The 17,853-nt window shown below is 69.9% G+C and carries 16 protein-coding genes; 6 read left to right on the top strand and 10 right to left on the bottom strand.

The features are described 5' to 3' along the window. Nucleotides 1-34: 34 nt before the first annotated feature. Both M4D53_RS09810 and M4D53_RS09805 read right to left on the bottom strand, forming a co-directional pair. A complete protein-coding gene (locus M4D53_RS09810; RefSeq protein ID WP_259953747.1) occupies nucleotides 35-1,093 on the bottom strand; it encodes an LLM class flavin-dependent oxidoreductase in 1,059 nt (352 codons plus the stop codon). Between the two features lie 28 nt (nucleotides 1,094-1,121). Further along, entirely contained in the window at nucleotides 1,122-2,630 is a 1,509-nt protein-coding gene (locus tag M4D53_RS09805; protein WP_396817903.1) for a DUF7059 domain-containing protein, read from the bottom strand. A 96-nt stretch (nucleotides 2,631-2,726) separates the two neighbouring features. Here M4D53_RS09805 and M4D53_RS09800 point away from each other — a divergent pair, with 96 nt between their 5' ends. The 4 genes from M4D53_RS09800 (at nucleotide 2,727) to trxA (ending at nucleotide 7,977) form a co-directional block, all read left to right on the top strand. Further along, the gene (locus tag M4D53_RS09800; protein ID WP_259953745.1) at nucleotides 2,727-4,922 is read left to right on the top strand and encodes a DUF6049 family protein; all 2,196 of its coding nucleotides are present in this window, start codon (nucleotides 2,727-2,729) and stop codon (nucleotides 4,920-4,922) included. Continuing rightward, nucleotides 4,915-6,531: a murein biosynthesis integral membrane protein MurJ gene (murJ, locus tag M4D53_RS09795; protein WP_259953744.1), complete on the top strand. Its 1,617-nt coding sequence runs from the start codon at nucleotides 4,915-4,917 to the stop codon at nucleotides 6,529-6,531. The genes M4D53_RS09800 and murJ overlap by 8 nt, the downstream gene beginning before the upstream one ends. Before the next feature lie 79 nt (nucleotides 6,532-6,610). Continuing rightward, on the top strand, nucleotides 6,611-7,585 hold the full coding sequence (gene trxB / locus M4D53_RS09790) for a thioredoxin-disulfide reductase (protein WP_187662777.1): 975 nt from the start codon (nucleotides 6,611-6,613) through the stop codon (nucleotides 7,583-7,585). Nucleotides 7,586-7,653: 68 nt separating this feature from the next. After that, entirely contained in the window at nucleotides 7,654-7,977 is a 324-nt protein-coding gene (gene trxA / locus M4D53_RS09785; protein WP_025102859.1) for a thioredoxin, read from the top strand. A 141-nt stretch (nucleotides 7,978-8,118) separates the two neighbouring features. On the opposite strand, the gene rpsO is transcribed toward trxA, so the two are convergent. Further along, entirely contained in the window at nucleotides 8,119-8,388 is a 270-nt protein-coding gene (gene rpsO, locus M4D53_RS09780) for a 30S ribosomal protein S15 (protein WP_017203073.1), read from the bottom strand. Between the two features lie 186 nt (nucleotides 8,389-8,574). Between rpsO and M4D53_RS09775 the strand changes: the two genes are divergently transcribed. After that, a complete protein-coding gene (locus tag M4D53_RS09775; RefSeq protein WP_259953741.1) occupies nucleotides 8,575-9,870 on the top strand; it encodes an MFS transporter in 1,296 nt (431 codons plus the stop codon). 28 nt (nucleotides 9,871-9,898) lie between these two features. Here the strand turns inward: M4D53_RS09775 and M4D53_RS09770 are convergent, their stop codons facing one another. From M4D53_RS09770 to M4D53_RS09760, 3 genes are all read right to left on the bottom strand, one after another. Further along, complete coding sequence (locus tag M4D53_RS09770) at nucleotides 9,899-10,453, bottom strand: YceI family protein (RefSeq protein WP_187663862.1); 555 nt, start codon at nucleotides 10,451-10,453, stop codon at nucleotides 9,899-9,901. A gap of 177 nt (nucleotides 10,454-10,630) precedes the next feature. After that, the gene (locus tag M4D53_RS09765) at nucleotides 10,631-10,999 is read right to left on the bottom strand and encodes an FKBP-type peptidyl-prolyl cis-trans isomerase (protein WP_025103196.1); all 369 of its coding nucleotides are present in this window, start codon (nucleotides 10,997-10,999) and stop codon (nucleotides 10,631-10,633) included. Nucleotides 11,000-11,213: 214 nt separating this feature from the next. After that, nucleotides 11,214-12,515 carry a PrsW family intramembrane metalloprotease gene (locus M4D53_RS09760; protein ID WP_259953736.1) on the bottom strand — a complete coding sequence of 434 codons (1,302 nt, stop codon included), beginning with the start codon at nucleotides 12,513-12,515 and terminating at the stop codon, nucleotides 11,214-11,216. An 89-nt stretch (nucleotides 12,516-12,604) separates the two neighbouring features. Between M4D53_RS09760 and M4D53_RS09755 the strand changes: the two genes are divergently transcribed. Then, on the top strand, nucleotides 12,605-13,474 hold the full coding sequence (locus M4D53_RS09755) for a fumarylacetoacetate hydrolase family protein (RefSeq protein ID WP_259953733.1): 870 nt from the start codon (nucleotides 12,605-12,607) through the stop codon (nucleotides 13,472-13,474). 65 nt (nucleotides 13,475-13,539) lie between these two features. On the opposite strand, the gene M4D53_RS09750 is transcribed toward M4D53_RS09755, so the two are convergent. From M4D53_RS09750 to M4D53_RS09735, 4 genes are read right to left on the bottom strand one after another with little or no spacing between them, the layout of a single operon-like run. Beyond that, nucleotides 13,540-15,000, bottom strand: coding sequence for an aspartate ammonia-lyase (locus M4D53_RS09750; protein WP_187663860.1), 1,461 nt, complete (start codon nucleotides 14,998-15,000; stop codon nucleotides 13,540-13,542). Between the two features lie 52 nt (nucleotides 15,001-15,052). Then, nucleotides 15,053-15,982 (bottom strand): phosphodiesterase, encoded by a 930-nt coding sequence (locus tag M4D53_RS09745; RefSeq protein ID WP_259953731.1) that lies wholly within the window; start codon nucleotides 15,980-15,982, stop codon nucleotides 15,053-15,055. A 47-nt stretch (nucleotides 15,983-16,029) separates the two neighbouring features. Beyond that, nucleotides 16,030-16,365 carry a peptidase gene (locus M4D53_RS09740; RefSeq protein WP_187663858.1) on the bottom strand — a complete coding sequence of 112 codons (336 nt, stop codon included), beginning with the start codon at nucleotides 16,363-16,365 and terminating at the stop codon, nucleotides 16,030-16,032. Further along, a complete protein-coding gene (locus M4D53_RS09735) occupies nucleotides 16,362-17,726 on the bottom strand; it encodes an inorganic phosphate transporter (RefSeq protein ID WP_259953728.1) in 1,365 nt (454 codons plus the stop codon). The genes M4D53_RS09740 and M4D53_RS09735 overlap by 4 nt, the downstream gene beginning before the upstream one ends. Nucleotides 17,727-17,853 lie beyond the last annotated feature (127 nt).

Here is a 17,853-nt window from a genome sequence, read left to right as displayed (position 1 = left end):
CCCCCGACACTATCGGTCGGACCGCCATGCCGGATCAGACCACGGGGTCGCCCTGGACCGGACCCTCCGTGTTGGGCTTCCACCCGAGGGCCGGCGCCACGTGCTCCGCGAACGCCTCGAGCACGTGGAGGTTGTACTCCGGCCCGAGCTGGTTCGGGATCGTCAGCATGAGGGTGTCCGCGGCCATGACGGCCTCGTCCTGCCGGAGCTGCTCGATGAGCACATCGGGCTCCGCGGCGTAGGTCTTGCCGAACGTGGAGCGGAACCCGTCGATGATGCCGATCTGGTCGCCGTTCTCCTCGCTACGCAGCCCGAAGTAGGCGCGGTCCATGTCCGACACGAGCGGGAACACGCTGCGGCTGACCGACACGCGAGGCGTCCCGGTGTGGCCGGCCTCACGGTAGGCGGAGCGGAAGAGCTCGATCTGCTCGCGCTGCAGCTCGTGGAAGGGCTGACCGGTGGCCTCCGTCACGAGCGTCGAGCTCATCATGTTGAGTCCCTTGCGGCCGGTCTCCTCGGCCGTCGCGCGCGAACCCGAGCCCCACCAGATGTGGTCGCGCAGCGTGGGGGACTGCGGCTCGATCGCGAGGTACTGTCCCGCACCCACCATCCGGGGGTCGCCGGGAGCGAGTCGCTCGCCGTCGATGGCGCGGAGGAAGATCTCGAACTTCTCCCGTGCGAGCACGCTGCCTCGCTCCGGGTCCTCCTCGTCGCGGAAGCCGAAGGTCTCGTAGCCGCGCAGCGCCGTCTCGGGTGACCCGCGGCTCACGCCGAGCGCGATACGGCCGTCGGCGATGAGGTCGAGTGCGGCCGCCTCCTCGGCGAACTGGAACGGGTTCTCGTACCGCATGTCGATCACGCCGGTGCCGACCTCGATGCGCTCGGTGCGCGCGGCCATGGCCGTCAGCAGCGGCATCGGGGACGCCGCCTGGCGTGCCCAGTGGTGCACGCGGACGTAGGCGCCGTTGACGCCGAGCTCGTCGGCGCCCTCCGCGATCTCGATGGTCTGCTTCAGCATGTCGCCCGCCGTGCGGGTGGCCGAGCCGGGCACGTCGGCGTAGTGACCGAACGAGAGGAATCCGAAAGCCTTCATGGTGTATTCGAACGCATGGAAGCCGGGACTATTCCCCCGGGAGCAGGAAGCCGTCGAGGACGAGCCCGCGGATGCGCGGCTCGAGCTCCGCCCACAGCTGCGCGAACGGCACCTCGAAGAGGTCCGCGAGGGCGGGGACGATCTGCAGCACCTGGAGCTCGCCGTCGCACGCGCCGACGAAGCCGGCGAGCGCGGGGTCCACCGCGACGGTGCGCGCGAACCCGCCGCCCTGACGCAGCTCGATCACGCTCGGGTCGTCGTTACCGGGGAGAAGGTGGCGCGCCTCGGTGACGTCCGGAGCCACGACGAGGGTGTCGGGCAGCCCTGCGGCGAGCGCATCGTGGGCCGCGAGCCCGAGGCCGAGCGCCGCGCCCACGTTCGCCACGGGCTGCGTCACCCGCTCCGATCGCCGCAGCGGCTCCCCCCGCCCGCGGCGGAGCAGCACATAGCCGAAGCCGATCGCGGTCACGCCGCGCGCCGCGAAGTCGTCGAGCCACGCGGTCAGCAGCGGAGTGAAGGCGGCATCGCGCGGCGTGATGCCGCCGTCCCTGATCCACAGCTCGGCATAGGCGAGAGGGGACAGCTCCTCCCGCTCGACGACCCACAGGTCGAGGTCGGCGGGCACCCACGCGTCCAGCCGCGCGAGGCCGGTGATGCCCGTCCGCGACTCCCAGTTGCCCAGCAGCTGCGCGATGCCGCCCGGGGTGAGGTGCGCCGGTGCCGTGCGCACGAACTGCTCGACCAGTGCGTCGCCGACCAGACCGCCGTCGCGATACTCGTAGGCGGGCACCCCCGCCGTGCGCGGGGTGATCACGAACGGCGGGTTCGAGACGATGAGGTCGAACGCCTCCCCGGCGACCGGCGCGAACATGCTCCCGTGACGGAACTCGATGTTCGTGACCCCGTTCAGTTGCGCGTTCAGCGCGGCGTAGGCGAGGGCGCGGCGGGAGACGTCGGTGGCCACGACCCGGCCGGCGCGTCGTGCCACGAGGAGCGCCTGGATGCCGCAGCCCGTGCCGAGGTCGAGGGCACGATCCACCGCGAGCGGGACGACCGTCTCAGCGAGCGTGCGGGAGGCTCCGCCCACACCGAGGACGTGGTCGGCGGGCAGCGGGCCGTCGAGGGCGACCTCGTCCAGGTCGCTGGCGATCCACCATTCCCCGACTCCGTCCTCGTCGACGAACGACTGCGGGCGCAGCAGCGCGCTCGGCGTCACGGTGTCGGCGTCGGTCGTCGCCAGCCCCAGAGCCTCCAGCCCGTCCACGCCGAGCGTCGGCAGTGCGCGCTCCACGGCCGCGCGCGGCTGGGGAAGGCCGAGCACCAGGAGGCGTCCGAGGGTCGCGAGGACCCCCTCATCCTCGGCGATCGCCCGAAGGATGGGCTCGCGCAGACCACGGGCGAGTGCATCATCCGCCTCCTCGCCCCAGAGACGTCGCAGCGGCTCGGATCGGAGATCGGCGGCATCGAGATCCGCGGCGAACGCAGCGCTGCGGAGCGGGTCGGGGCGGGGGGCGGGGGTGTCGGACACGGCCGTCACTCTACGCGTCTTCAGGGTTCTCCTCCGTCCGGCCTCCTAGAATCACAGGGTCAGTACTCACGATCCGCCTCTCCCCGGCGTTCGAGGAAGACCTTCATGACCGCGATCACTTCCCCGACGGGCCTCCGCGCGCGTGCGCGCCGGCTCGCGGCGTTCGTGGTGGCCGCCGGCGTCTGCGCGGTGGGTGTCGCCGGTCCCGCGATGGCGGCCGACCAGCCCGCCGCGGACGACGACCACCGTGTCGAACTGCACGTCACGGCGGGTCTGCGCGGCACCGTCGCGCCGGGCACGTCGACGTCGGCCGTGGTCACGATCGAGAACGAGACCGAGGCGGAGCTCTCCGCGGGTCGCGTCGAGATCGAGCTCGGGAGCACGCCACTGACCGACGACGATGCCGTGACCGAATGGCTGGACGAGGGACAGGCCGCCGGTTCCTTCCTCCCCCTCGGCGAAGAGGCCACCAAGCCGGCGGAGGCGGGCGGATCCGCCACCACCACCGTGTTCGTGCCGCAGGAGACGCTGAAGCCGTTGAAACCGGGGGTGTACCCGCTGCGGGCCGCCCTGAGCGATGCCGGTACGGAGGACGCCGAGGGGGAGCGCACCACCACCTGGGACACCAGCGCGACGAGCGTCCTCGTGGTCAGCTCCAGCCCGACCAGTCCGGTCGGCGTCCTCGTGCCCATCACCGCCACCCCGGCCGGCGGTGCCCTCCTGAGCGCTGACGAGCTCACGGAGCTGACCGCCCCGGACGGCGACCTCACCGCGCAGCTCGACGGCGTCGCCGGGACGACGGCTGTGCTCGCGGTCGATCCCGCCATCCTCACCTCGATCCGCGCACTGGGCACCGCGGCTCCCTCCACGGCGAGCGACTGGCTGCAGAGGCTCGACGAACTCCCCAACGCCCGCTTCGCCCTGCAGTTCGGCGATGCCGACCTCACGGTGCAGGCGCAGGCCGGTCTGCCCGAGGCGCTGGCGCCGCTGCCGCTGACCTCGCTGCTCGATCCCGCGGCCTTCCCGCAGCAGCGCGCCGTGACACCGACGAACACCCCCGCCGCCACCGCCGACCCCTCGGCGACGCCGACCGACGGGCCCGCGCTTCCCACCGACGACGAGCTCGCGGAGATCGACGGCGCGGTCCCGGGAATCGTCTGGCCGGAGAGCGACCTCACGCAGGCTGACCTCGCGTCGTTCACCGGCTACCTGGGGGGCACCGCCACGACGGTCGTGTCGTCCGAGACGGTCGGCGGTCAGAGCGCGGCTCATGCGACGGCGGACGGACAGGACCTGCTCGTCACCGACGCGGCCACGTCGGCGGCCCTCTCCGCAGCGGCGACCGAATCCGCCTCGGCTCCCCGCCAGGGGCTGCTGGCAGAGGCGGCAGCCCGGCTCTTCCTCGCCGGTGCCCGGGCGCCTGGCGCTCCGCTCCTCATCGGCCTGGAGCGCGACGAGAGTCGTCCCGCAGAGGCCCTTCGTGACGCGATCTCCACCGCGGACTCGATCGGCTTCGAGCTCTCGGCGGTGCGGGCGGCACCTGCCGTCGCGGTGACACTGCCGGAGACGGCCGCGGCGACCCGGGCGTCCGACCTCACGAACCTCCTCGCCGATGAGCGCTCCCTCACCGCTTTCGCGACCGTCCTCAGTGACCCGCTCGTGCTGCTGAGCCCGGAGCGGATCCGGATCCTGCGCACCATCGCGGTCGGTTCCTCCGCGGAAGCCTTCACCGAGAAGGTCGCGGCCCATCGCGCGCGCACCACCGAGACGCTCGGCGCCGTCAGCATCCCCGACTCCAGCACCATCCAGCTCCTCACGGCCAATGCCGACCTCCCCATCGCCGTGCGCAACGACCTCCCGTGGCCGGTGACGGTGCGGTTGTACGCGTCCCCCACCGATCCGCGCCTCGAAGTGACACCCGTGATCGACGTCGCCGTACAGGCGAGCTCGACCACGAGGGCGAAGGTGCCGGTGTCGGCCCGGGTCGGCAGCGGCGAGCTCGACCTGCGCCTCAGCCTGACCAGCCCGACCGGAGTGCCGATCCAGTCGGAGCAGACCATCCGGGTCGCGGTGCGCGCGGAATGGGAGACCATCGGTCTTATCGTCTTCGGCGGCCTCGCCGTGCTCCTCATCGCCCTCGGGGTGGTGCGCACGGTGCGCCGGAAGCGTCGGGAGGCCATCGAGGAGCAGGCCGTGGAGGCCGCCGTCGAGGAACTGATCGAGGAGAAGGAAGCGGAAGCCGCGGTGCAGGAGCGCCCCGACGGCCCGGATGCCCCTCCCACGAAGGAGTCGCGTGACTAGTCTCGGGCGCGCCAGCGCCATCATCGGCGCGGGCACCCTGGTCTCCCGCGTGACCGGGCTGCTGCGCAGTATCGTCCTCGTGGCGGTGATCGGCTCGTTCAAGTCGGGCCCGGCCGACGCCTTCGCCGCGGCGAACACGCTCCCGAACAGCGTCTTCTCCCTCATCTCCGTCGGCATCCTCACCGCGGTGATCGTGCCGCAGATCGTCAAGGCCACCGCCGACGCCGACGGGGGCAACGCGTTCATCTCGAAGCTCTTCACCCTCGGGACGGTCGTGCTCGTCGCCGTCACGGCTCTCGCCACGATCGCAGCGCCCTGGCTCGTGCAGATCGTGGCAGGCGGGCTCTCCTCGACGACCCAGGCGCTCGCCACCGCACTCGCCTACTGGTGTCTCCCGCAGATCCTCTTCTACGGTCTGTACGCCCTGTTGGGCGAAGCCCTGAACGCGCGGCGCATCTTCGGGCCGTTCACCTGGGCACCGGTCGTCAACAACATCGTCTCGATCATCGGATTCCTGATCCTGGGATGGGCGTTCTCGCCGGTGTCCCGCGACTCCGCCGACTGGACGCCGGAGATGATCGCCCTGCTCGGCGGCACGGCGACCCTCGGCATCGCCGTGCAGGCGCTCGTCCTGCTGCTTTTCTGGCGTCGGACGGGACTCTCGCTCCGCCCCGATTTCCAGTGGCGGGGCGTCGGCCTCGGCAACGTGGGAAAGCTCGCGGGATGGACCTTCCTGATGGCGTTCGCCTCACTGTCCGCCGGGGTGCTGCAGGGCAACATCGTCAGCAACGCCTCGGAGTCGGGCGCCTCGCTCGCCGTGACCACGAACGCCTGGCTCATCTTCATGCTCCCCTACTCGGTCATCGTGCTGTCGATCGGGACCCCGTACTTCACGCAGATCAGCGAGCACGCCGCCGCCGGGCGGCACGACGAGGTTCGCGGAGACATCTCGCGCAGCATCCGCACGCTGCTGTTCTTCATCGTCGCCGCCGTCGCCGCGGTGGCCGCCGCGGCGATCCCCGCCTCCCGTGTCTTCACCGAGAGTGCTTCCGACGCCGAGGGGGCGGCCGTCGTCCTCCTCTGCTACCTGGTCAGCCTGATCCCCCTCACGATCCTGTTCATCGTGCAGCGCACTTTCTACGCGTACGACGACACGCGCACGCCCTTCTGGTTCACGATCTTCCAGTGCGCGCTGATCGTCGTGACCGCGCTGGGAGCCGTCGCCCTGCTGTCGGCGGAGGTCATCGACCTCACGCAGCTGGCCGCCGCCGTGGCTCTGGGGCAGTCCATCGCCAGCACGCTGCAGACGATCGTCGCCACCTGGCTGCTGCATCGCAAGATCGGCGGCATCGGAATCCTGTCCTGGCTGCGTGCCCTCGCGCTTTTCGCGGTCGCCGCGATCCCGGCGGGGCTCGCCGGATGGGGAACGTTCCTCCTGATCGGGGGGACGACCGGATGGGCCACGTCCGGAGTCATCCCCGGCGCCCTGGCGACCGCCGTCGTCGGCCTCGTCGTCGTGATCGTCTACGTCGCGATCCTCGCGGTCTTCCGCGCCCCGGAGCTGAAGGCCGCCGGCGGGCTCGTCCGCCGCTTCCTGCCCGGCCGCTGACGCGGGAATGCCCCGCGGTTACCATGGGTTGAAGCAGTCGGACGTCTTTCGACGGCACCGCCTTTCTAACGGAGATCACATGCGTCAGGTCATCATCATCGGCTCCGGCCCCGCCGGATTCACGGCTGCCATCTACGCGGCGCGCGCGAACCTGGAGCCGCTCCTCATCGCGAGCTCCGTCGAGGTCGGCGGCGAGCTCATGAACACGACCGAGGTGGAGAACTACCCCGGCTTCCCGGAGGGCATCCAGGGCCCTGAGCTCATGGCGAAGTTCCAGGAGCAGGCCGAGAAGTTCGGCACCGAGGTGCTCTACGACGACGTCACGGAGCTCGATGTCGCCGGTCCCGTCAAGAAGGTCACCCTCGGTTCGGGTGCCACCCACGAGGCCAAGACGATCATCTACGCGACCGGTTCGGCCTACCGCAAGCTCGGGATCGCGGGCGAGGAGCGTCTCTCCGGTTTCGGCGTCTCCTGGTGCGCCACCTGCGACGGCTTCTTCTTCCGTCAGAAGACCATCGCGGTCGTCGGCGGCGGCGACTCGGCGATGGAGGAGGCCACCTTCCTCACGCGTTTCGCGGACAAGGTGTACGTCATCCACCGCAAGGACTCCCTCCGCGCCTCGAAGATCATGCAGGAGCGCGCCTTCGCGAACGAGAAGATCGAGTTCGTGTGGAACAGCGAGGTCGTCGAGATCCTGGGCGACACCGCCGTCTCCGGCGTGCAGCTGCGTTCCACGGAGGACGGGTCGCTGCGCGACCTCCCTCTCGACGGCCTGTTCATCGCGATCGGCAACGACCCGCGCACGCACCTCGTGCACGAGAAGCTCGAGCTCACGCCCGAGGGGACGATCTGGGTCGACGGACGCTCCTCGCGGACGTCGGTCCCCGGTGTCTTCGCCGCCGGTGACGTGATCGACCCCACCTACCGCCAGGCCATCACCGCCGCGGGGACGGGCACGATCGCGGCTCTCGACGCCGAGCACTTCCTCGCCGACCTCGAGGACGCGTCCGTCGAGGTCCCCGCAGCCGAGGCCGCCGAGGTCATCACGGCCTGACCAGGGCCGGGAACACTTTCCCCCCGCCCGTTGTTGCAACAGGCGAACCTCGAACAAGGAGAACTCTGATGAGTGCAAAGGCAACGAGCCAGGCGACCTGGGAGCAGGACGTGCTGCAGGCCGATGGTCCCGTGCTGGTGGACTTCTGGGCCGAGTGGTGCGGTCCGTGTCGTATGGTCGCGCCGGTGCTGGACGAGATCCAGTCCGACAACCCCGACAAGATCACCATCCTCAAGCTCAACGTGGACGAGAACCCGGAGCTGGCCATGAAGTACCAGATCACGTCGATCCCGGCGATGAAGGTCTTCCAGGGCGGAGAGGTCAAGACGACGATCATCGGCGCCAAGCCGAAGTTCGCTCTCGAGCAGGATCTCGCCGCTTTCCTCGGCTGATCCCCACGACCACGAGAAGGGGGGGGGGGCCCCGCCGCGGCCCGGGCCCCCGCCCCCCCCCCCCCCCCCCCCCCCCCCCCCCGGGGGGCGCCCCCCTTCTCAAGAATGTTCTGCGCGATTGAACGCGGGGTCCGTGGTGCCTTATCGGCGAAGACCAAGGCGTGCGATCAGCGAGCGGTAACGCTCGATGTCGACGCTCTGGAGGTAGCCGAGCAGACGACGGCGCTGACCCACGAGCAGGAACAGACCACGACGCGAGTGGTGGTCGTGCTTGTGCTCCTTCAGGTGCTCGGTGAGGTCCTTGATGCGCTGCGTCAGCATCGCGGCCTGCACCTCGGGGGATCCGGTGTCACCGGGGTGCGTCGCGTACTCTTCGATGATCGCCTTCTTGACGTCTGCTTCCAGTGCCATAGATTCGATCCCCTCTCTGCTTGTTGCGCGGCGCCCGACGCCTGATGCGTGAGCTCTCTTTATCCGCGGCCGATCGAACGGCAACCTGACGAGTCTACCAGCCCGGACGACCACGGCGGGACACGGCGCCGGGGACGAGGCGCGTGGGGTCAACTAGGCTCGGGATGTGCAGAAGAAGACCGCCCTGTGAGCTCCCGACGCGGCCATCTGATCGACCTGACTCCGCTGAAGGCGAGCCCGGCCTTCGCCCGGATGTGGATCGGCTCGACACTCGCCGGCATCGGCGGTCAGCTCACCATCGTGACCGTGATGCTGCATGTGTTCGATCTGACCGCGAGCACGTTCGCCGTCTCGATGATCGCCGTCGCGGGCCTCCTCCCGATGATCCTCGCCGGCCTCTACGGCGGGATGCTCGCCGACGCGTTCGACCGGCGGCGGGTCGCGCTCATCGCCGCCACGGTGACCTTCGCCTCCACGGGGCTGCTCGCGGCGCTCACCTGGACCGGCACGGAGACGATCTGGTGGCTGTACGCGCTGAGCATCGTGAACTCGGCGGCGAACTCCGTCGGCATGGCCACGCGGACCGCGATCGTCCCCCGCCTGATCCCCCGCAGCATGCTCGCGGCCGCGTCCGCGCTCAACGGCGTCGCGTTCGGGCTCACGGTCATGGCGGGTCCGGCCCTCGCCGGGCTCCTCGTGGCGCTCACCGGATACGGCTGGACGTACACGATCGACGTCGTGCTCATGCTGTCGATGTTCCTCGGCCTGTGGACGCTCCCTGCCCTGCTCCCTGAAGGCGACATCGTGCGTCCCGGCCTCGCCTCGCTCGTCGACGGCTGGCGCTTCCTCCGCCGGGCGGGCAACATCCGCATGCAGTACGTGATGGACATCATCGCGATGACGTTCGGACAGCCGCTCGTGCTCTTCCCGGCACTCGGCACGGTCATCCTCGGCGGCGGGGCCTTCACCACCGGCATCCTCACGGCGGCGGTCGCCGTCGGCACCTTCTCCTCGAGCCTGTTCTCCGGGCGCGTGGTGCAGTACCGGTGGCACGGCCGCGGCATCGCCCGCGCGGTGGAGGCCTACGGCGCCGCCATCGCGCTGTTCGGTCTCGTTCTCCTGGCCGGCGCGTTCTCCCCGACGCCTGCCGGAGAGGACCGGCCGCACGTCGCACTGATCGTCGCCGCCTGCGTGGCGCTGGCCCTCTCCGGCGCGTCGGACAACGTCAGCTCGATCTACCGCAACACCATGATGCAGGCGGCGGTGCCGGACGTCATGCGCGGACGCCTGCAGGGCCTGTTCGTCGTGGTGGTGACCGGTGGCCCCCGCGTCGGCGCCCTCTACGCCGGGACGCTCGCGACGCTGACGTCACTGTGGTTCCCGCCGCTGCTCGGAGGGATCATCGTGATCGCCCTCGTCGCGGTCCTCGCCCGGCGGCATCCTCGTTTCCGCGACTACGACGCAGAGAACCCCGAGCCCTGACGGGCCCGGGGTTCACAGGGTCTGCGCGTCAGTCCTGCTGCAGCGCACCCTGGAGGTCGAGCGTGATCGTGACGTCCTTGCCGACGAGCACGCCGCCGGTCTCCAGCGCGGCGTTCCAGGTGAGGCCGAAGTCCTCGCGGTTGATGACGGTCTTGGCGGAGGCGCCGGCCTTGTAGTTGCCCCACGGGTCGCTGCCGAAGCCGCCGAAGTCGAGCTCGAAGGTGACCGGCTTCGTGATGCCGCGGATGGTGAGGTCGCCGTCGACGAGGAAGTCGCCGCCCTCGACGCGGGCGCCGGTCGAGACGAACTCCATGGTCGGGAAGTTCTCGGTGTCGAAGAAGTCGGCGGAGCGGAGGTGCTGGTCGCGACCCTCGTCCTTGGTGTCGACGGAGGTCACGTCGACGGAGGCCTCGACCTTGGCTTCGAGGGGGTTCTCCGGAGCCACGAGCGTCGCGCTCTTCACACCGAAGGTGCCGCGCACCTTCGAGATCATCATGTGGCGGACGCTGAACGTCACCTCGCTGTGGGACGGGTCGAGGACCCAGGTGCCGGGGCGGTAACCGGGGATGTCGATGCTGCTCATGATTGCTCCTCAGGAGACGTCGGCCGCGGCGGCGGCGAAGGGATGGCACCGCGATCGTCCGCGGCACCCTTCCGACAACATACATTCACTCGCATGTATTCCCGTGACGATCAGAAATGTCTCGACATGCAGAAGCGCCCCGCACCACGGGGTGCAGGGCGCTTCGGAGCGACGAAGTCAGCCGACGGCGACGAGATCGATGATGAAGATCAGCGTCTTGCCGGAGAGGAAGTGTCCTCCCCCGGCCGGGCCGTACGCGAGGTGCGGCGGGATGATCAGCTCGCGGCGGCCACCGACCTTCATTCCGGGGATGCCGTCCTGCCAGCCCTGGATCAGGCCGCGGAGCGGGAACTGGATGGTCTCCCCGCGACCCCACGACGAGTCGAACTCCTCGCCGGACTCGAACTCCACACCGGCGTAGTGGACGGTCACGGTGTCGCCGGGCTTGGCCTCGGCGCCGTCACCCTCGATGATGTCGCGGATGACCAGTTCTGCGGGGGCAGGGCCGGTCGGGGCGTCGAACTCGGGCTTTGTGCGATCAGTCATGGCTCCATCCAACCCGACCGTCGCGCGGCCGGTCAACGCGACGGCACCTGCTCACAGCGAACACCTCGCCGAGGGACTCCGCTCCGAAGTCCCCCGGGGCTCTTGACAGTTCGCGGGACGCGGGTGCACCCTGGTGGCAGATCAACTCAGCGCCCGGGAGACATGCAGGCATCGCCGCAGCACCGGGCGCTGAGTCTGTCTGCGGGGGCGCCGCTCAGTAGGCCAGCAGCGCGGCGCGTGCCGCCCTGGTCCGGATCAACAGGGCACGCTCGTCCTCGACGGCGAGCGGGTCTCGTCCGGTGATCGCCCGCTGGCGGACCGCGGCCAGAGCCGTCGCATCCTTGATGAATTCGCGCATCAGCGGCCGGCGGTCGCCGCGCAGCTGCGCGGCCCAGGCGAGCCCCACCTTGCGCCCGGCCGGCGTGGCCAGCATCGTGACCTCCTCCGGCGTGAACCAGCCGGCGGCCGCATACTCGGCCAGGCGGGCCCGGGTGAGCCGCGCCTCCTCCCTGCGCAAGGCGATGATCCCGAGGATGAAGCCGATGAACAGCGGCACCTGCAGGGTGAAGTAGAGGCCGAAGAAGTCCGCGAATGTGGCCGATCCGTTCCACAGCGCGTGCAGGAGGATCGCCCCGACCATGCCGAGCAGGCCGGCCCCGGCGGCCGCTCCGGCGGAGGCGTGCCGGCGGGCCACGAGGCCGATCGCGAATCCGGTCAGCGAGGTGAACATCGCGTGCGCGAACGGCGACAGCACCGCCCGCACGATGAACGTGACGCCGAGCTGCTCTCCGCCGCCCTCGATGAGGCTGATGGCGAAGTACTGGATGTTCTCGGTGAACGCGAAGCCTGCACCGACGAGCGCCCCGTAGACGACGCCGTCGACCGGCCCGTCGAAGGACCGCCGCGCGAGCAGGAAGATGAGGAAGACCCCGAGGCCCTTCCAGAACTCCTCGACGATGGGGGCCTGCACCACCGCCGAGAACTCCTCGGACCGGATGCCCAGCAGCATCGTGAGCCCGATGTCGACGAGGAGCGTGAGGCCGACGGCGGCGACCGCACCCCAGGCGATGGCGAACGCGACGAGGCGCTTGGGCTCGGGCTCCCAACGGTCGATCATGCGCACTCCGAGGAAGACGATCGTGAGCGGGATCACAGCCAGGACGAGCCCGATCACCGAGGCGGTCGGGCCGAGGGCCCAGCCGAAGTAGCCGATGAGTGCGAGCAGCAGGAAGCCGAGGAAGCCGAAGAGCCACAGCGAGATCGTGCGGCCCTTCTTGTTCGGCACCGGGAGAGCCGGCAGCGACTCCGCGGGCGACGGCGCGACCGGCGCCGGCGGTGTGTAGGGCGTGGGTTGCGCGAGAGCCGACGCATAGCCCGGCTGCTGTCCGTAGGACGGTGGCAGGTAGGGCGATTTCGCGTACTGCGCGGCGGAGTACGCCGAGGGCTGTGGTGGTGTCCCCGCCGGGGGCGTGTATCGCGCGGGCTGCTGGGGGTCGGACGGTCCTCCGAAGGTCATGGTCAAAGCTTATGGGGCACAAGCATCCGCGCCGGGCTCTGGGGGCTTCCTCCACCCGACCGGCCGCAGGCACCCGGTAGCGTAGAACCATGCGGTTCGCTCACCTGCGCCGTCCAGACTCCTCCCGTGCGGTTCTCGCCGTGGTGGAGGGCTCGGACGCCATCCTCGTCTCCGATCTCCTGTCCGACGCGCCTGCCACCCTGCAGCAGCTGATCGAGCGAGGGGACGCCGGACTCGACGAGCTCCGCGCCGCCCTCCGCGACGGCACGGCCCCGCGCCACCCGCTGACCGGCTGGGGTTTCGCCTCCGCGGTCATCGCGCCGCCGGCGGTGCTCGCCGTCGGGCTCAACTATGCCGCCCACTCCAGCGAGCTCGGCCTCAAGACCGACGCCGCGCCGACCGTGTTCACCCTGTGGCCCAACTCGCTCACCGGTCACGATCAGACGACCTCCTGGCCGCGGAGCCTCAGCGAGGCAGTCGACTACGAGGCCGAGCTGGGCGTGCTCATCGGCACCCCCGCGAAGGACGTCCCGGAGGCGGACGCCCTCGCGCACGTCTGGGGTTACACCGTGGTCAACGACATCACCGCCCGGAACATCCAGTTCTCCGAGGCGCAGTGGTCCCGTTGCAAGTCGTTCGACGGCTTCACCCCCACCGGCCCGTTCGCGGTGACCGCCGACGAGATCGCCGACCCGCAGGACCTCCACATCTGGACCGTCGTCGACGGGCACACCGTGCAGGACGCCAGCACCGACCAGATGGTGCGTTCGGTGGCGAAGCTCATCGCGCACCTCTCCCAGTCGCTCACGCTGCTGCCCGGCACCCTGATCTCGACGGGCAGCCCGGGTGGCGCCGGCTACTCCCGCGACCCGCAGATCTTCCTCCGCGACCGCTCGACCGTCACGGTCGGCATCGACGGGATCGGCGAGCTCACGACGCACTGCCGCATTCTGGACTGACACCAGGACGCGACGAAGGGGACGGGAGCTCGAGCTCCCGTCCCCTTCCCGTATCCGGTCGACGCTCAGATCTGGATGAGGTCGTCCGGGGTGACGATCGGGATGGCCGCGGTGACCGCCTCCAGGCCCGACAGGCGGGCAGGAGAGAGCTGCTTGGTCACCTCGTCGCGGGACATGAGCCCGGCCTCGACCACCAGGTCGGCGACGTTGCGGTTGGTCAGCAGAGCCGTCTTGGCCAGAGCCGCGGCCGCCGCGTAGCCGATGAAGGGCGTGAGCGCCGTGATGACGCCGACCGACGCGCCGACCATCGCGCCCAGCCGGTCGCGGTTGGCGGTGATGCCCTCGACGCAGTTCACGCGCAGCGTCCACATGGCCTGACGCATCCAGGTGATCGACTGGAAGATCGAGTGCGCGATGACGGGCTCGAAGGCGTTGAGCTGGAGCTGACCGCCCTCGACGGCCATGGTCACCGTCATGTCGGCGCCGACGACCGCGAAGGCCACCTGGTTCACGACCTCCGGGATCACCGGGTTGACCTTGCCGGGCATGATGCTGGAACCGGCCTGCCGTGCGGGCAGGTTGATCTCGCCGAGGCCCGCCTGCGGACCGGACGACAGCAGCCGCAGGTCGTTGCAGATCTTCGAGAGCTTGATGGCGTTGCGCTTGAGCGACGACGAGAACGACATGAAGGCGCCCGTGTCGCTCGTGGACTCGACGAGGTCGGTGGCCGTCTCGAGGTCGAGCCCCGTGATCTCGCGCAGGTGCTTCAGCACGGCCGGCGCGTAGTCGGGGTGGGTGGTGATGCCGGTGCCGATGGCGGTCGCGCCCATGTTGATCTCGAACATGAGCGAGGCGTTCTCGGTGAGGCGGCTGTGATCCTCGCCCAGGGTCGTGGCGAAGCCATGGAACTCCTGGCCGAGAGTCATGGGCACCGCGTCCTGGAGCTGGGTCCGGCCGACCTTGAGGATGTCGTGGAACTCCCCCGCCTTGCCGAGGAACGCCACGCGCAGGGCGTCCAGTTCGTCGAGCAGCGAGCGCAGCGTCAGCGAGAGGCCGATCTTGACCGCGGTCGGGTAGACGTCGTTGGTCGACTGGCTGCGGTTCGTGTGGTCGATCGGAGAGAGGAAGGCGTAGTCGCCCTTCTCGCGTCCGGCCATCTCGAGCGCGATGTTGGTGATGACCTCGTTCGCGTTCATGTTCGTCGAGGTGCCGGCACCACCCTGGATGACGCCGACCGTGAACTGATCGTGGAACTCGCCGTCGATGACGCGCTGCGCCGCGCGGTCGATGAGGTCGGCGCGCTCGGCGTCGAGGACCCCGATCTCCTTGTTGGCCCTCGCGCTGGCCTGCTTCACCATCGCGAGCGCGATCACCAGTTCGGGGTACACCGAGATGGGGCGCTTCGTGATCGGGAAGTTCGCGTCGGCGCGGGCGGTGTGGATCCCCCAGTACGCCTCGGCGGGAATCTCCATGCTCCCCAGCGAATCGGTCTCGGTACGGGTATTGGCGGGCGCGGCAGAAGCCATGTCACATCCTCGTGGGTCGTGGCGAACGGAAAGGTCGGGGGATGCGTCCAGTCTACGCCGGTCCCTGCGGGGGTTTTCTGGAGAACGCCTCCAGGCGCCCTTCCGGCGTCAGCGCCGCCATGCGGGCGACCCACTCCTCGGAGAAGTAGTCGCCGGTCGGCGCATCGACCACCGGGACGACGGTGTGCGTGATGGTCTCCGGCCGCACGTGCACGAGCTGGAACGCCTGGGCGGCGTCCATGCCGTTCACCTCAGACGCGGGGCGCGCGACGTTCATCGTGTAGCAGGTGGCGGACGCCACGCTCACCGGGACGCCGGCGAACAGCCCGTGCGAGGAGTAGTGCAGGTGACCGGCGAGGATGCCGCGGACGTCGGTGCCCCGGATGACGGCGGCCAGCTCGTCCTGATGCCGCAGCTCGAGGATGTCGAACAGCGGCAGATGGCTGGGCAGCGGCGGGTGGTGCATCGCCAGGAGCGTGCCGTGCGGCGCCGGCTCGGCGAGGACCTCGGCGAGCCACGCGAGCTGCGCCGGGTCGAGGTCGCCGTGATGCCACCCGGGAACGCTCGTGTCGAGGGCCACCAGACGCAGCCCGTCGAGATCCCACACCCCGGTGACCGGCTCTTCCGTGGGCTCGGCATCGAGGAGGACCTCGCGCAGCACCGGGCGCTCGTCATGGTTGCCCGCGACCCAGACCACGGGAGCGCCGAGTTCGGCGGCGACCGGCTCGATCGCCGCACGCAGCCGGCGGTACGCATCCGGCTCGCCGAGGTCTGCGAGGTCCCCGGTGACGACGATCGCGGCGGGAGCGGGATGCACGGCGCGGATCGCCTCGAGCGTCCGCGCGAACGTGCGCTCGACGTCGTACCGTCCCCCCAGCGCCGCACCTCCGGCGAGGAAGTGCGGATCGCTCACATGGATCAGGACGTGGGAGGCGGGGGCGTACCGACCGAAGACCGGTGGTGTTCCCTTCGCTGCGGACATGTCCTCAGCCTACGGCCGGTCACCGACGCACCCGGCGCACCGCGGACTCAGTGGCCGATGACGATCAGGAGGATGCCGGCGATGACCGCGGCGGCGCAGAGCACGAAGCAGCCGTAGGCGCCCACGAGCGCGAGGGTCTTCTGTCCTTCGGTGAGCGGACTCTTCTTCGCTGCCTTCGCCGCCTGCTTGGCGGCCCGCTTGAGCTCCTTCTCCGAGATCACCGTGATGGCGTCGGTGAACTCCGCGGGGCTCACGACGGGCGCCCGCCCGCTGCGCACGAGCAGACGCAGGCCCAGGGCGTAGAAGGTGACGATGGCGGCGGCGCCGATGAGCGCGGCGGCGAACACCTGCAGGAAGGCGATCCAGTCGATCGTGACGTTCATGCCGAGTCCCCGTTCTGCGACGCGTCGGACGACGAGGCGCTGCCGGTCTTCGCGGCCTTCGCGTCCGCCTTGGCCTTGGCCTTCTTCTTCGCCTTGTCCTTCGCCTCGGCCTTCGCCTTCTCCTTGGCCTCGGCACGGGCCTTCGCCTCCGCCTTCGCCTGGGCGATGCGCTGCTGGCGACGCGTGGGCGGCGGGGTGTCGGGAACCTCGACGGCAAGGTGGGATTCTGCGACGTCGCTCATGGCGTTGGCCGGCGTGACGGCGTTGCGCCGAGAGCGCATGTACAGCCCGAGGATGATCGCCACCGCGAGGACGGCGTCGATGGCCACGCCCCACGGGCCGAGCCACACGACGAGCAGTGCCGCCAGGGCGCCGACGCCTCCGGCCGCGGGCAGCGTCAGCAGCCAGCCGACGCCGATGCGTCCTGCCGTCCGCCAGCGGACCGTCGACCCGCGACGACCGAGGCCGGATCCGATGACCGAGCCCGAGGCCACCTGGGTGGTGGAGAGCGCGAATCCGAGGGCGCTGGAGGCGAGGATCGTCGCGGCCGTCGAGCTCTCCGCCGCGAAGCCCTGAGCCGGCTTGACGTCGGTCAGGCCCTTGCCCAGCGTGCGGATGATGCGCCAGCCGCCGAGGTACGTGCCGAGGGCGATAGTGAACGCACAGGCGATGATGACCCAGAGCTCGGGCTCGTGGTGCGCACCGGACTGCCAGCCGACGGTGATCATGGCGAGCGTGATGACGCCCATCGTCTTCTGCGCGTCGTTGGTGCCGTGTGCGAGGGCGACGAGGGAGGACGTGAAGATCTGACCCCAGCGGAATCCGTCCCGTCCGTCCGGCTTGCCGTCGTAGCGACGCGTGACCGAGTAGGCGATCTTCGTCGCGACGTACGCGATGATGCCGGCCGTGATGGGGGCGATGAGGGCGGGGAGGACGATCTTCGACAGCACGGCGCCGAAGTCGATGCCGCCGAGACCGGCGCCGACGAGCGTCGCGCCGATCAGCCCGCCGAAGAGCGCGTGGGACGAGCTCGACGGCAGGCCGAGCAGCCACGTCAGCATGTTCCAGGTGATGGCGCCGATGAGTCCGGCGAAGATCAACGAGAGGAACAGCTCCGCTCCCGCGGCGATGATCGCATCCTCCTGGATGATGCCGCCGGAGATGGTCTTGGACACCTCGGTCGACAGGAAGGCGCCGACGAGGTTGAGGAGAGCGGCCAGGAGGACCGCTGTCTTGGGCTTGAGCGCTCCGGTCGCGATGGGCGTGGCCATCGCGTTCGCGGTGTCGTGAAACCCGTTCGTGAAATCGAAGAAGAGTGCCAGCGCGATGACGAGCACGACGATGAGGGCTGCGGTTTCCACCGTTCGCTTTCGGTCTTGAGGAAGAGGGAGATGTCGACGGGATCGACGTGACGAACGAAGAGTTCACCGTGGGTTTGACTTCCGTTTACCGGCCCCGGTAAATCCTGCCACCGTCCCCCGTGCCGGT

The sequence above is a fragment of the Microbacterium meiriae genome (assembly GCF_025143875.1).
In the GTDB taxonomy this organism is placed as follows: domain Bacteria; phylum Actinomycetota; class Actinomycetes; order Actinomycetales; family Microbacteriaceae; genus Microbacterium; species Microbacterium meiriae.
The sequence above is the reverse complement of the archived record's forward strand: the minus strand, read 5'-3'. Positions and strand labels throughout refer to the sequence as shown.

Excerpts from the sequence above, each read along its gene's own strand:
- M4D53_RS09755 (WP_259953733.1), top strand. The coding sequence starts at position 12,605 with ATGCGGTTCGCTCACCTGCGCCGTCCAGACTCCTCCCGTGCGGTTCTC.
- M4D53_RS09760 (WP_259953736.1), bottom strand. The coding sequence starts at position 12,515 with ATGACCTTCGGAGGACCGTCCGACCCCCAGCAGCCCGCGCGATACACG.
- trxA (WP_025102859.1), top strand. The coding sequence starts at position 7,654 with ATGAGTGCAAAGGCAACGAGCCAGGCGACCTGGGAGCAGGACGTGCTG.
- M4D53_RS09750 (WP_187663860.1), bottom strand. The coding sequence starts at position 15,000 with ATGGCTTCTGCCGCGCCCGCCAATACCCGTACCGAGACCGATTCGCTG.
- M4D53_RS09745 (WP_259953731.1), bottom strand. The coding sequence starts at position 15,982 with ATGTCCGCAGCGAAGGGAACACCACCGGTCTTCGGTCGGTACGCCCCC.
- M4D53_RS09765 (WP_025103196.1), bottom strand. The coding sequence starts at position 10,999 with ATGACTGATCGCACAAAGCCCGAGTTCGACGCCCCGACCGGCCCTGCC.
- rpsO (WP_017203073.1), bottom strand. The coding sequence starts at position 8,388 with ATGGCACTGGAAGCAGACGTCAAGAAGGCGATCATCGAAGAGTACGCG.
- M4D53_RS09740 (WP_187663858.1), bottom strand. The coding sequence starts at position 16,365 with ATGAACGTCACGATCGACTGGATCGCCTTCCTGCAGGTGTTCGCCGCC.
- M4D53_RS09800 (WP_259953745.1), top strand. The coding sequence starts at position 2,727 with ATGACCGCGATCACTTCCCCGACGGGCCTCCGCGCGCGTGCGCGCCGG.
- M4D53_RS09770 (WP_187663862.1), bottom strand. The coding sequence starts at position 10,453 with ATGAGCAGCATCGACATCCCCGGTTACCGCCCCGGCACCTGGGTCCTC.
- M4D53_RS09810 (WP_259953747.1), bottom strand. The coding sequence starts at position 1,093 with ATGAAGGCTTTCGGATTCCTCTCGTTCGGTCACTACGCCGACGTGCCC.
- trxB (WP_187662777.1), top strand. The coding sequence starts at position 6,611 with ATGCGTCAGGTCATCATCATCGGCTCCGGCCCCGCCGGATTCACGGCT.